The sequence below is a fragment of the Brachybacterium sp. SYSU DS0246 genome (assembly GCF_059391765.1).
Genome location: NZ_JBZXYT010000002.1, coordinates 25,950 through 39,487, shown reverse-complemented (window position 1 = coordinate 39,487; position 13,538 = coordinate 25,950). Strand labels below are relative to the sequence as shown.

At 69.4% G+C, this 13,538-nt stretch carries 11 protein-coding genes; 10 read left to right on the top strand and 1 reads right to left on the bottom strand.

Going from position 1 to position 13,538, the window contains the following annotated elements; genetic code table 11:
• Positions 1 to 40: 40 nt before the first annotated feature.
• Complete coding sequence (locus AC5020_RS01255) at positions 41 to 1,198, bottom strand: FUSC family protein (protein WP_377018936.1); 1,158 nt, start codon at positions 1,196 to 1,198, stop codon at positions 41 to 43.
• Between the two features lie 396 nt (positions 1,199 to 1,594).
• Here AC5020_RS01255 and AC5020_RS01250 point away from each other — a divergent pair, with 396 nt between their 5' ends.
• The 10 genes from AC5020_RS01250 (at position 1,595) to AC5020_RS01205 (ending at position 13,528) form a co-directional block, all read left to right on the top strand.
• A complete protein-coding gene (locus AC5020_RS01250) occupies positions 1,595 to 2,188 on the top strand; it encodes a glycerol-3-phosphate responsive antiterminator (RefSeq protein ID WP_464986898.1) in 594 nt (197 codons plus the stop codon).
• A gap of 375 nt (positions 2,189 to 2,563) precedes the next feature.
• Positions 2,564 to 3,853, top strand: a complete 1,290-nt coding sequence (locus tag AC5020_RS01245; RefSeq protein WP_464986897.1) for an MFS transporter — start codon at positions 2,564 to 2,566, stop codon at positions 3,851 to 3,853.
• Between the two features lie 44 nt (positions 3,854 to 3,897).
• Complete coding sequence (locus tag AC5020_RS01240; RefSeq protein ID WP_464986896.1) at positions 3,898 to 4,674, top strand: SDR family oxidoreductase; 777 nt, start codon at positions 3,898 to 3,900, stop codon at positions 4,672 to 4,674.
• A 210-nt stretch (positions 4,675 to 4,884) separates the two neighbouring features.
• Positions 4,885 to 6,474, top strand: coding sequence for an FAD-binding oxidoreductase (locus AC5020_RS01235; RefSeq protein WP_464986895.1), 1,590 nt, complete (start codon positions 4,885 to 4,887; stop codon positions 6,472 to 6,474).
• A complete protein-coding gene (locus AC5020_RS01230) occupies positions 6,474 to 7,901 on the top strand; it encodes an FGGY-family carbohydrate kinase (RefSeq protein ID WP_464986894.1) in 1,428 nt (475 codons plus the stop codon). The genes AC5020_RS01235 and AC5020_RS01230 overlap by 1 nt, the downstream gene beginning before the upstream one ends.
• Before the next feature lie 403 nt (positions 7,902 to 8,304).
• Positions 8,305 to 9,342 (top strand): LacI family DNA-binding transcriptional regulator, encoded by a 1,038-nt coding sequence (locus AC5020_RS01225; RefSeq protein ID WP_464986893.1) that lies wholly within the window; start codon positions 8,305 to 8,307, stop codon positions 9,340 to 9,342.
• A 187-nt stretch (positions 9,343 to 9,529) separates the two neighbouring features.
• Positions 9,530 to 10,840 carry an ABC transporter substrate-binding protein gene (locus AC5020_RS01220; RefSeq protein WP_377018929.1) on the top strand — a complete coding sequence of 437 codons (1,311 nt, stop codon included), beginning with the start codon at positions 9,530 to 9,532 and terminating at the stop codon, positions 10,838 to 10,840.
• A 76-nt stretch (positions 10,841 to 10,916) separates the two neighbouring features.
• Positions 10,917 to 11,894: a carbohydrate ABC transporter permease gene (locus AC5020_RS01215; RefSeq protein WP_377792804.1), complete on the top strand. Its 978-nt coding sequence runs from the start codon at positions 10,917 to 10,919 to the stop codon at positions 11,892 to 11,894.
• Positions 11,887 to 12,726: a carbohydrate ABC transporter permease gene (locus AC5020_RS01210; protein WP_377792805.1), complete on the top strand. Its 840-nt coding sequence runs from the start codon at positions 11,887 to 11,889 to the stop codon at positions 12,724 to 12,726. The genes AC5020_RS01215 and AC5020_RS01210 overlap by 8 nt, the downstream gene beginning before the upstream one ends.
• 70 nt (positions 12,727 to 12,796) lie before the next feature.
• A complete protein-coding gene (locus AC5020_RS01205; protein WP_464986892.1) occupies positions 12,797 to 13,528 on the top strand; it encodes a sugar phosphate isomerase/epimerase family protein in 732 nt (243 codons plus the stop codon).
• Positions 13,529 to 13,538 lie beyond the last annotated feature (10 nt).

The following is a 13,538-nucleotide window of genomic DNA, read 5'->3' as shown; positions in this document are numbered from 1 at the left end:
TGGTCGAAACCGTGATCAGCGGGCGGGGTGGCCGGGCGTCTCAGCCCGTCGGGGTCGTCCCCCGTTGTTCGCGCGCCGCACGCGCCGAGGCGACGTCGTCGACGATCAGGGCCAGGTGGCGCATGCCCGCCAGCAGCGACCCGTACAGCGGCCACGAGCGTCGCGGGAGCTCCGTGTGGTCGGCCAGGTCCGTGGTCAGCTCCTCGAGGCGGTCGGCGATCGGTTCCACCTCGATGTCGGGATCAGCGATGGCGCGGCCGGCGTCGCGGACGATCGCGACCCACCGCTCGCGGAAGTCGGCATCCCAGTCGCCGTCGGCGTAGTCGGCTTCACGCAGTGTCCGGGCCAGGTGGCGAAGGTGTGAAATCCCCTCGTCCACGCGGGTGAGGATCTCCTCGTAAGAGGCCTTCTCGGCCTCGCTCTGCGCAGAGGCGCCGGTCTTCCGTCCACTCTTCCGTGCACGTGCCCGCCGCAGCCCCCGGCGTGGGTTGGCCCGTTCGCTCTCGCGGGCGAAGCGGACCGCCTGCCAGGCCGTGGTGAGCTCGTCGCTCATCGCGTGCGTCTCGGCCACCCAGTTGTCGGCGTGAGCCGTCTGCCAGTCCTCCGAGAGCTCCTCGGCCATCTGACCGAGCAGCTCGCCCATCCGGCGATTGATGCTGTCGACGTAGCGGGCGGCCTGGCTCTCCCGCAGCGGCGGGATGAGCATGAGATTGACCAGCACCCCCACGGCCACACCGAGCCCCACCTCCAGGATCCGGTCGTTCAGCAACGGCTGCTGGGCTCCGAACCCGCTGCCGAGCACGAAGATCGCCGTGGTCGCGATCGCGATGCCCTCGTCGCGGATCCAGGTGGCACGAGCCCCGACCAGCCCGACCAGCAGGGCCAGGGCGAAGGTCCACACGCTCACGCCGAGCACAGCACCGATCGCGAAGGAGAGGCCGACGCCGATGGCAGAGGCGACGGTGGTCTGGGCTCCGCGAGACAGCGAGCGGTACACGGTGGCGTGCACTGTCAGCAGGGCGGTCCACGGGGCGAGGAAGGGGAGCTCGGAGCCCAGGACATTGGCGGAGATCCACCACGCGGCGGTGCCCGCGACCACTGCCTTGAGGATCTGCAGGCCGCTGGTGACCGACTCCGGTTCAGCCAGGTGAGCGAGGAACGCTCTTCCTCTCCGTCGCAGGGGCGCGAACAAGGTCATTAGTCAGTCCGTTCGGTGATCGCGCGGCGTGGGCCGCTGGGGCGGCCTCGACTCCGAGGTGCTCCGCCATCGCACTCCGGACATCGGCGAGGGCCGGTCGGGAATCCTACAGAGGCAAGCTAACCACCCACGTCTGCGGTTCGGAACCCGTGCCCGTGCACATCACAGGCGCCGCGAGAACCCCGCTCCCACTCGGCCCACGGCATGCCCTGCCGTGCGCGTCCGCGCGCGGTCGGCACGCGTTCCGGGTCCGGTAGCGTGGAAGCTCCCGGCCCGCCTCGACGCCGCGGCCCCGACCCGATCGGGCACGTGCCTCCCGCCGGCACCACCCGCCCTGCTCTCCGGGGACGCGGCAGGCCATGGCCGCGAGGCAGTTCATCTCGAGAGGAACCAGATATGTGTGTGGACCGTGCCGCGCTGTCCCGAGAGGAGGCCGTCCGGGAGTCGCTGCAGTCCGATCCGGTCATCACCAGCATCAAGGACGACCGGGCGCTGGAGGCGGCTCTCGAGACGGACCACGAGGTCCTGTTCCTGCTCTACGGCAGCCTGATCGATATCGAGGAGACCGTGGCCCGGTGCATCGCGGCCGGCAAGATCGTCCTGGTCAACGTCGACTTCATCGAGGGTCTGTCCTCCCAGGACGTCGCCGTCCAGTGGCTGGCCACCCACACCGAGGCCGATGGCATCCTCGCCTCCAAGCCGGCCGTGGTGCGGGCCGCCCGACGGGCAGGCCTCACCGCCGTCCAGCGATACTTCCTGGTCGACTCGATCTCGTATCACCAGCTGGCGCGGGTGCTCCGCCAAGGCGAGCCCCACTTCGTCGAGATCCTGCCGGGATGCATCCCGCGCGTCATCGAGTGGCTGCGCGCGGACTTCTCGACCCCGGTCATCGCCGGCGGACTGGTCTGCGAGCGCGGCGACGTCATCGCTGCGCTCGGTGCCGGCGCCCTGGCCGTGGCCACCTCCGATCGGGCCGTGTGGGCGATGTGAGCCGACGACGAACGCTGCCGTGAGGGCCGCGAGCCCGCGACGGACGGGCTCGCTCGGGCCGCCCCCGCGCGGCGTCGATGACCGGCTGGACACCCGGCCGGGCACGCTGGTAGCTTCCGTCAAAACTTCATAGCTCCGGGGTCATCCCGGACGTCACGACAGAGACCAAGAGATCAGTGGCGTCGCTCCCTTCGGGGGGCGACTGCATGCTGGTCTCTTTTTTTGTGCCCTCACAGCGGCGCCCCCCGTCCTGGTGGCGGTGCGCCCGCCCTGGTGGCGGTCCCGCCCGTCATCGCGGGCGGCTTTCCGCCTCCCTCACCCGTTCCCCGATCAGCCCACGAACAGCCCACGAACAGCCCACGAAGGAGTGGCCTCATGACCCGAATGCGAAGATCGATCAGCTTCCTGATCCTGGCGATGACCGGAGGTGTCGTCTTCCAGGTCGCCTACCTGCGGTTCCTCTTCCTCCACGACGGCGCGGAGGCACTGGGGCTCTCCCTGCAGCAGTACGGCACCGTCACGTCGGTGTTCGGCGCGGTCGCAGTCGTCATGTACTTCGTCGGCGGCTGGTTCGCCGATAGGTTCTCGCCGAAGCTGCTGATCGTCATCGCCATGGCGGGCACCGGCGTGCTGGACCTGTATGTCTCCACAGCGCCGGGATACCTGGCCGTGCTGATCGTGCACGTGCTCTTCGCCGTGCTCGGCATGGGGCTGTACTGGTCGGCGCTGGTGAAGTCGATCGGTCTGCTCGGCAGCGAGGGCGAGCAGGGCCGCCTGTTCGGCTTCCTCGAGGGGATCCGCGGCCTGACGACCACCATCATCGGTCTCGTCGGATCCGTGATCGTCGCGCGCGCCGTCGTGGCCAGCACCGGCGTGACGACGCTGATCCAGATCTACGGGATCCTGGCGATCGCGCTCGCGGCCCTCGTCCTGTTCGTCGTCCACCAGGGCAAGGACCAGCTGGACAAGGCGGAGCGCCAGGCCGTCGGCCCCCGGCAGCTGCTGCGGGCGGCGGCCAACAAGTACACGTGGCTGATCGGCGGCTCCGTGATGATGATGTACTGCTTCTACACCCTGATGGGCTACCTCTCGCCGCTGCTGCAGGACGGTTTCGGCGTCGCCGCGGGCATGATCGGTGTCATCGGCGTGATCCGCACCTACGTGTTCCAGTTCCTCGCCGGCCCCGTCGGCGGCGTCCTGGTCGACAAGTACTTCGGCTCCACCCCGCGGTTCCTGCGGGTCAGCTTCGTCATCGTCGGACTCACCGCCGTCGGCTACCTCGTCCTGCCTCGGCAGGCGGGGATGCTGTGGATCGCCGTCGCCCTGATGATCATCATGAGCCTCACCGTCTTCGCGGCGCGCGGGGTGTTCTGGTCATCGGTCGGCGAGCTGGGCATCCCGGTCGCCCAGCGCGGCGGCGTGATCGGCCTCGCCTCCGGACTGGCCTACCTGCCCGACGCGTTCCTGCCGGCCGTCGCCTCGTGGTGGATCGGCGACCCCGCCAACGGCGTCCCGGCCCAGGGCGGCGGATTTTCGGCGATGTTCACCGTGCTGATCCTGGCGGCCGTGATCGGCATGGTCCTGTGCACCGTGACGATGCGGGTCCACGCCCGCGAGAGCCGGGACGCAGCCCGTGAGCCCGAGCCCGAGCTCTCCTCGACGTGACCGCCGCTCCCCCACCTCGACCCCTCACCCTGAAGGACATGACCATGGACATCACGGATTTCTCGCTCGACGTCTTCTCTCTGGAGGGGAAGGTCGCGATCGTCACCGGCGGCAACTCCGGCCTCGGCCAGGCGTTCGCCCTCGCACTCGCCAAGGCCGGCGCCGACATCTTCGTGCCGAGCATCGTCGACGACGACGGCACCACCCGCTCCCTCATCGAGGCCACCGGGCGCCGCTACGAGTTCCTCGAGATCGACATCACCGGCCCCGAGGCACCGGCCCGCATCATCCAGGACACGCTCGAGCGCCTGGGAGGCCTGGACGTGATCGTGAACTCTGCCGGCATCTCGAAGCTCGCCGGCGTCCAGGAGTTCGACCGGGACAAGTGGGACCCCATGGTCGACCTCAACCTCACGGCACCGTTCGCCCTCTCCCAGGCAGCGGTCGAGCACTTCATCGCGCAGGGCTCCGGCAAGATCATCAACATCGCCTCGCTCTTCGCCTTCCTCGGGGGCCAGTCCTCCCCCGCCTATGCTGCGACCAAGCACGGCATCGTCGGCTTCACCAAGGCCTACAGCGACGAGCTGGCCGGGCACGGGATCCAGGTCAACGCCATCGCGCCCGGGTACTTCGCGACGGCGCTGACGGCGACGACCCGCGCGGATCCGGACGCCTCCCGCCAGATCCTCGAGCACATCCCCGCCGGCCGCTGGGGCGAGGTCTCCGACCTGATGGGCGCAGCCGTCTTCCTCGCCTCGAAGGCCTCCGACTACGTCAACGGCCACGTCCTCACCGTCGACGGCGGATACCTCGTCCGCTGAGACACCTCCCCGTCGGCCCGCCCTCCGGAGCCCATAGTCCCGCCGGAGCCCGCAGCACTGCCGCTCCCGTCGGCCCGCAGAGGCCCCACGGCAAGCGGCCGGCATCGCCCACCTGCCCATCCCCGACCACACAGACCGCCTACGACCATCACCCCCACCCGACCCGTCGGCCCGAGCGCCGTCACCCATCGTGAGAGGACCCTCCACCCCATGATCGAATCCCGCTCGCCCCTGTCCCGTGACCAGATCCTCGACCGGCTGACCACGATCCTCGGCCCGGACCAGATCGAGACCGACGAGCACGCGCTGCAGGAATCCAGCGTCGACCGGTTCAAGAAGTACCAGTCCGTGCACGGCATCTACAGCGCACCGCTGCCCGTCGCGATCGCCTACGCGACCTCCACCGAGGACGTCGCCGCCGTGCTCGCCTTCGCCGACGAGAACCTCATCAACATCGTCGCCCGCAGCGGACGCACCGGGACCGAGGGCGGGCTCGAGACCAGCGTGGCGGACACGATCGTCCTGGACCTCTCCCGCATGAACCAGGTCCTCTCGGTCGATCCCGAGAACATGCAGGTCACCGTGCAGGCAGGGGTCACGCTGCAGACGCTGGAGGATCAGCTGCGCGCCCAGGGTCTGACCACGGGTCACTCCCCGCAGTCCAAGCCGCTGGCCCAGTACGGCGGGCTGGTCTCCACCCGCAGCATCGGGCAGTTCTCCACGCTGTACGGGGCGATCGAGGACATGGTCGTCGGCCTGGAGGCCGTCTTCCCCGGCGGCCGGGTCACCCGCATCAAGGCCGTGCCCCGCCGCGCCGCCGGCCCCGATATCCGCCACATCGTGATCGGCAACGAGGGCGCCCTGTCGGTCGTCACCGAGGTCACGCTGAAGGTGTTCCGCTATTACCCGGAGAACAACCAGTTCCACGGCGCCCTGGTGGAGGACATGGCCACCGGCATCGCCATGCTGCGCGAGATCATCACGAACGGTTTCCGCCCCTCGGTCGCCCGCCTGTACTCCCCCGAGGACGCGAACCAGCACTTCTCCCACTTCAGCCAGGGCAAGTGCGTCGTCGTGCTGGTCGCGGAGGGGCCCGAGGGCATCGTGCGCGCCACCAGCGAGGAGATCACGCGCGTCCTCGACCAGCACGAGCACGTGAAGGTCGACCCGTCGCTGATCGAGGCCTGGTTCGACAATCTCAACTGGGGGCCCGACAAGATCGAGGCCGAGAAGGCGGCCATGCTCGAGTCCCACCACCTGGGATACACCACGGAGGTCTCGGCCGACTGGTCCCAGGTCGTGGACCTCTACGAGTCCGTCATCCGCCGCATCCGCGAGGAGTACCCGCACGCGGGCGACCTGACGATGCTGGGCGGCCACTCCTCGCACAGCTACCAGACCGGCACGAACATGTACTTCGTCTACGACTACCGGATCGAGGCCTCCCCCGAGGAGGAGATCGAGAAGTACCACCTGCCGCTCAATGCGATCATCGTCGAGGAGGCGCTGCGTCACGGCGGCTCGATGGTCCACCACCACGGGATCGGCAAGTACCGCACCCCGTGGACGGAGCAGGAGCACGGCAGCGCCTACCCGATCCTGGCCGCTCTCAAGCAGAGCCTCGATCCCCACGGGATCATGAATATGGGCACGATCTTCCCGGCCGACGGTGCGATCCAGCCGGCCGCCGCGCATCCGCAGGACCAGCTGGCGCAGTGGCGCCGGGGACCTGAGGGAACCGGCGGCGCGCAGGCCGCCGGGGACACCGCCGACGCGGAGAGCACCGAGGGCATGGACTGATGACGAAGTACGTGGTGGGGATCGACAACGGGTCCCAGTCCTCCAAGGTCACGATCTTCGACGAGAGCGGCCGCACCTGCGCGGTGGGCCGCGTGCCGCTGCCGGCGAACCACACGCCCCGCCCCGGCGTCGTCGAGTATCCCGACGACGTCCTGTGGGAGTCGATCGCCGCGGCGAGCCGGCAGGCCATGGCCGAGTTCGAGGGGGACCCGACGGAGATCGTCGGCGTCGGCCTGTGCACCATCCGGTTCTGCCGGGCCGTGCTGCGGGCCGACGGCAGTCTCGCCCAGCCGGTCCAGAGCTGGATGGATGAGCGGGTGGGCCGCCCCTACCGCGAGGAGACGGCCGAGGCCGCCTACGTCACAACCTCCTCCGGGTACATCACCCACCGGATGACCGGGAACTTCACCGACACCGTCGCGAACTACCAGGGCATGTGGCCGATCGACACCGCGGCCTGGGCCTGGTCCCAGGACGAGGCCGACTACGAACGCACCGGCTTGCCGCGCAGGATGCTGTTCGACCTGGTCATGCCGGGAGAGGTGCTGGGGATGCTGACGCCCCGGGCCGCCGCGGCGACCGGGCTGCCGGACGGCGTGCCGGTGATCGCCACGGCGAACGACAAGGCGGTCGAGGCCCTCGGTGCGGGCCTGCAGGATCCCCGGTCCCTGCTGCTGTCACTGGGCACCTACATCGCGGGGATGTCCGTCGGCGAGGCCGGCGCGACCGGGTCGGAGGCGTTCTGGACGAACTTCGGCTCGCAGCCCGGCACCTACCTCTACGAGAGCGGCGGCATCCGCCGCGGCATGTGGACGGTCAGCTGGTTCCGCGATCTCCTCGGCGAGGGCACCGCCCGGGAGGCCGCCGAGCGCGGCGAATCGGTCGAGGAGATGCTGAGCCGGGAGGCGCTCGAGGTGCCGGCCGGCTCGGACGGGCTGCTGACGGTGCCCGACTGGCTGGCCCCGGCCGAGGTGCCCTCCCGCAAGGGCAGCGTGCTGGGGTTCGACGGGCGGCAGGGCCGCGCGCACATGTTCCGCTCGATCCTCGAGGGCATCGCCCTGACCATGAAGGAGCGGGCCGACGAGATGGCGACCGAGCTCGGCACGCGCTTCGATCAGCTGGTCATCACCGGCGGCGGGGCCTCCTCGGACCTCATGACCCAGATCCTCGCGGACGTCTTCGAACTGGAGACCGTGCGCTTGGCCGGCGGCAGCTCCGCCGGTCGCGGTGCGGCGATCTGCGCGGCCGTCGCCACCGGGATCGTCCCCTCGTTCCGCGAGGGCGCGGAGCGCTTCGCCGTCGTGGCCGACCGCACCGCCCCTCTCGCCGAGAACGCGGACGTGTACCGGCAGCTCGACGCGGTCTACCGAGACGTAAGGGGCCTGACGGACCGGATCTACCGACGCACGTGGGAGGTCGTCGGCTAGGGCTGCCGGGCGTCGGCGCCCGCCACCACACATCGAACGGCGGTGATCCTCAGCTGCCCCGTCCCCGCCAGATCCGCGACCTAGTGGTTATGGCCGCCGAGTACCAACACACTCACGGATCCGGCGGGGCGGACCGGCCTTCCCGCGGGGTCGGCGTGCCTCCGCGCGAGGTCGGCGTGCCTCCGCGCGAGGTCGGCCTGCCTCCCGGCAGGGCTGGCCGGCCTCCCAGCGGGGTCGGCGTGCCTCCGCGCGGGGCGGACCAGCACAGGATCGGCCCCGGTGCTTGCCTCAACAGGCTCGGGACCTATCATGTGCCCCATCCAGTGGCCCTGCCGAACAGCGGCGTTCTCCGCGCTGGAGACCTCGTCATCGGCCTCGCGGCCGTCAGACCGGAAGCACCCTCATGCCGCCGAAGACCCAACGCCCCACTGTCGCCACCATCGCCCGCGACCTCGGCATCTCCGCCGCCACCGTGAGCTACGCCCTCAATGACAAGCCGGGGGTCAGCGCCGCGCTGCGCACCCGCGTGGTCGAGCACGCCGAGAAGGTGGGCTGGACCCCGCACTCCGGCGCCCAGGCACTGCGCCGCGGCCGCAGCGGGAACATCGGCCTCGTGCTGGTCAGGGACCCGCAAGAGGTCTCCCGGGAGCCGTTCTACTCCTCGGTGACCGCGGGCATCGAGTCGGCCAGCTCCTCCCACGGCTACGAGCTGCTGATCCGCTTCGTGCGCGGCGGCCGCGACGAGGAGATCGACGTCTTCCGCGGCTGGGCGCACCAGCGCCGCGTGGACGGAGTGGTGCTGCTGGACCTGGCGGAGGACGACCATCGCCCGGCCGTCCTGGAGTCGCTGAACCTCGACTTCGCCGTGCTCGGCCACTACACCGGTCCCGAGGACTTCGTGAAGGTCACCACCGCCGAGGCCGAGGACGCGCGCACCGTGGTCGAGCACATCGTCGCCCGCGGGTACGACGGCTGCATCCAGCTGACCGGACCGGCCGGCTACGCGCACGAGCGCCGGCGTCTGGAACTGCTGCGGCAGCTGTGCTGCGAGCAGGGCATCGCCCACACCCACGCCTCCGGCTCGTACACCATCGACGCCGGCATCGCAGCGTTCGAGCGCTCCGCCCTGGCCATCAGCGAGCGGCCCGCCGTGATCGCCTCGAGCGACCTGCTCGCGATCGGGGCGCTGCGCGCGGCGCTGGCGAGGGGACTCGACGTGCCGGCCTCGCTCGGCATCGTCAGCTGGGACGACTCGCTGATCGCGGAAGTGGCCTCCCCCGGGATCACCGCCCTCTCCCGCCAGCCGTTCGACATGGGCCACCACGCCGGTGACCTGCTGGTACGGCGGATCGAAGGCGAGGCGCTCGGCGGCGCGGAGCTGCAGAACGCCCCGGCCGGCCTGGTCCCCCGGGAGTCCACCGGCGCCCCGCCGCGCACCTGACCGCGCGGACCGTGACCACGTCGTGACGTGACGCAGTTGACACCGGCACCTGCGCCACGCAATACTCGCCGAATCGATTAAGTCCGAATCGATTAAGCAGGTCCGGCCCGAAGCCCTCGGAGGGGTGAGGTGCCACCGACCCGTTCCGAGTCCCACCACCAATGACGGTGTATCTAGGAGTCCCCCGATGCGACGACGCACACTTCTGACCGCAGCCCCTCTCGCCGCCGCCGGCGTGACCGGACTCGCCGCCTGTGGCGGAGGGTCCGGAAGCGGCGGTTCCAACGAGAGCCCTGATTCCCTCACCTACTGGGCGTCCAACCAGGGCACCAGCCTCGAGCACGACAAAGAGGTGCTCACCCCGGTCCTCGAGAGGTTCGAGGAGGAGACCGGCATCTCCGTCAGCCTCGAGGTCATCGGCTGGAACGACCTCCAGACCCGTATCCAGACGGCGATCACCTCCGGGCAGGGCCCCGACGTGGTCAACATCGGCAACACCTGGGGCGTGAGCCTGCAGTCCACCGGCGGTCTGCTCGACCTCGGCGACGAGGAGTTCGAGGCGCTCGGCGGCCGCGACAAGTACGTGGAGGCGGCGCTGGCCACCGGCGGCGCCCCGGACACCGACCCCACCTCCGTGCCCCTGTACGGCCTGGCCTACGGCATGTTCTACAACGTGCGGATGTTCGAGGAAGCCGGGCTCGAGCCGCCCACCACGTGGGAGGAGATGGTCGAGGCCGCCAAGGAGCTCACCGACCCCGACAACGGCGTGTACGGCATGTCCCTGGCCGCGGGCTCCTACACGGAGAACAACCACTTCGCCTTCATCAACGCCGTCCAGAACGGCGCGGCGCTGAACACGCCCGACGGCGAGCCCTCCTTCACCGAGGACGGCGTGGTCGACGGCATCCTGCGCTACCTGGATCTGATGCAGAAGCACAAGGTCGTCAATCCCTCCAACGCCCAGTTCGACAACGGCACGATGTCGGTCACTTCGTTCGCCAACGAGGAGTCCGCGCTGATCATCAACCAGAACAACGCCCACTCCACCATCGAGTCCAACGGGATGACCCCGGACCAGTTCGCGGCGGTCCCGTTCCCCGCCCCGGAGGGCGCCGCCAGCGACTGCGCCTCGCACCTGGCCGGCATCAATCTGGCGATCATGAAGGACACCCAGAACCGCGACGGCGCACTGGAGTTCATGAAGTTCATGACCTCCCCCGAGACGCAGAAGGAGCTGGGCAAGCCCTTCGCCGCGCTGCCGGTGCTCAAGGACGGCGAGCCGACCTTCACCGAGGACACCGAGCAGGCCGACATGTTCATGGAGATCTACGCCGAGCGTGCCGAGCCGCTGCCGCTGGTGCCGTGGGAGGACCAGTTCGAGACCTCCGTCGGCCAGGCGATGAACGACATGTTCGCCACCATCGCCACCGGGGGCACCGTCACCCGTGACGACGTCATGACGGCCATGCAGACGGCGCAGGACTCCATCCGCGCCTGAGCCCCACAGCGGCCGACGGGACACGCCCTCCCGTCGGCCGCTGCGTGCCCGCCGTCGCCAGGAAGAGAAGAGCTTCATGACCACCCTCACCGCCCCGGAGGGCTCGAAGACGCCCGCTTCGAGTCCGGAGCACCCCGCACCGCGCCGCCCGCGCCGCAATTGGTTCCCGTACCTGATCATCCTGCCCGCGGTGCTGCTCGAGCTGCTGATCCACATCGTCCCGATGGTCACCGGCTTCTGGATGAGCTTCATCGAGCTGACCAAGTTCTTCATCCGCCGCTGGGGCGAGGCCCCGTTCGTCGGCCTGGAGAACTACCAGATCTCGGTCGATCTCAGCACCCCGATCGGCCAGGGCCTGCTGAACTCCTTCGTGGTCACCGTGGGCTACACGATCCTCGTGGTGGGCATCAGCTGGGGCCTGGGCATGGCCGCGGCCGTCGCCCTGCAGCGGCCCTTCCGCGGCCGCGGGGTGTTCCGCACCCTGTTCCTGATCCCCTACGCCCTGCCGCTGTACGCGGCGGTGATCACCTGGAACTTCATGCTCCAGCGCGACACCGGCGTGGTCAACCACGTCCTGGTCGACCAGCTGGGCATCCTCGACGGCGCCCCGTTCTGGCTGATCGGCGACAACGCGTTCCTCTCCGTGGTGATCGTGGCGATCTGGCGCATGTGGCCCTTCGCGTTCCTCATGTTCATGGCGGGCCTGCAGTCCATCCCCGGGGAGCTGTACGAGGCCTCCTCGATGGACGGCGCCACCCCCTTCCGGCAGTGGCGCTCGGTGACCCTGCCGATGCTGGCACCGGTGAACCAGACCATGGTGCTGGTGATGTTCCTGTGGGTGTTCAACGACTTCAACACCCCCTACGTGCTGTTCGGGACGGCCCAGCCCCCGGCCGGCGACCTCATCAGCTTCCACATCTACAACGCCTCGTTCCTGTCCTGGGACTTCGGCGTCGGCAGCGCCATGAGCGTGCTCCTGCTGCTGTTCCTGCTGGTGGTGTCGCTGACATACCTCTACTTCACTCAGTGGAGGAAGGAGAAGAACAATGCGTGAGACCGTCGGAGAGAAGATCTTCCGCGTCATCGTGCTGGTGGGTTTGACCGTGTTCGTCGCGGTGCCGCTGTACGTCATGATCACCACCTCCATGAAGCCCCTGGGGGACGTGCAGGCCGGGTTCTCGTGGATCCCCGAGCGGATCACGTTCGAGCCCTTCGTCCAGATGTGGTCGACGGTGCCGCTGGCCCGCTACTTCATGAACTCCCTGGTGGTCACCGGGGTCGCGACCCTGTTCAGCGTGGGCGTGGCGACGTTCGCCGCCTACGCCGTCTCCCGCTGGCGGTTCCGCGGGCGCAACCCGTTCATGACCACCGTGCTGTCCACGCAGATGTTCCCCGGCGTGCTGTTCCTGCTGCCGCTGTACCTCATCTTCGTCAATATCGACGCCACCTTCGGGGTTCCGCTGGTGGGCACGCGGATCGGCCTGATCATCACGTATCTGACGTTCTCGCTGCCGTTCTCCATCTGGATGCTCGCCGGGTACTTCGACGGCATCCCCCAGGAGCTCGACCAGGCGGGCAAGGTCGACGGCGCCAGCAACATCACCATCCTGCTGCGCATCATCCTGCCGGCCGCCCGGCCCGGCATCGTGGCGGTGGCGATCTACGCGTTCATGACGGCCTGGGGCGAGGTGCTGTTCGCCTCCGTGCTGACCACGGAGGACACCCGCACCCTCGCCGTCGGCCTGCGGCAGTACGCCACCCAGACCAACGTGTACTGGAACCAGGTCCTCGCCGCCTCGCTCGCGGTGTCCATCCCCGTCGTCGCCGGCTTCCTGATGATGCAGAAGAACTTCGTCGCAGGCCTGACCGCCGGCGCCGTGAAGTGACGCGCGGGCCGGGAGCCACCCGCTCCCGGCCCCGCTCGCCCGACCACCACGACTTCCCCGAAGGAGCACCATGGAAATCTCCGTCCAGATGTACAGCGTCCGCGAGGCGCTGGCCGCCGACTACCAGGGCACCGTGGCCCGCCTAGCCGAGCTCGGCCTCCGCTGCGCCGAGCCGTTCCACCTCGTCGAGCACAAGGACGACCTGGTCGCCGCCCGCGAGCAGTTCGACATCACCTTCCCCAGCGCCCACCAGGGCTTCCTCGGCGATGTCGACTTCGACGAGGTGCTGGCAGCGGCCGGCGCCGTCGGCGTCGAGTACCTCATCGACCCGTTCTGGAATCCCGAGGACTGGAAGGACGCGGACAAGGTCCGCTCCCTCGCCCTCCGGCTGAACGAACGGGCGACCCAGGCCGAGGGCACCGGCATCCGCGTCGGTTACCACAACCACCACTTTGAACTGGCCTCCACCCTCGAGGGCCGCAGCGCCCTGGAGCTGTTCGCCGCCGAGCTGGACCCGCGGGTCATCCTCGAGGTCGACACCTACTGGGCCGCCGTCGGCGGGGCCGACGTCCCCGCACTGCTGGGCAACCTCGGCGACCGCGTCCAGCTGGTCCACCTCAAGGACGGCGACCTGGCGGAGGACCCCTCCGGCCAGCAGCCGCTCGGCGGCGGGAAGATGCCGCTGGCCGAGACCCTGAAGGCCTCCGCCGGCGTCGCCTACGGCGTCATCGAGTTCGACCAGTACGCCGGCGACATCTTCGAGGGCATCGCCACCTCGCTCGAGTACCTCCGCAGCGCCTGAGGCCGAGACG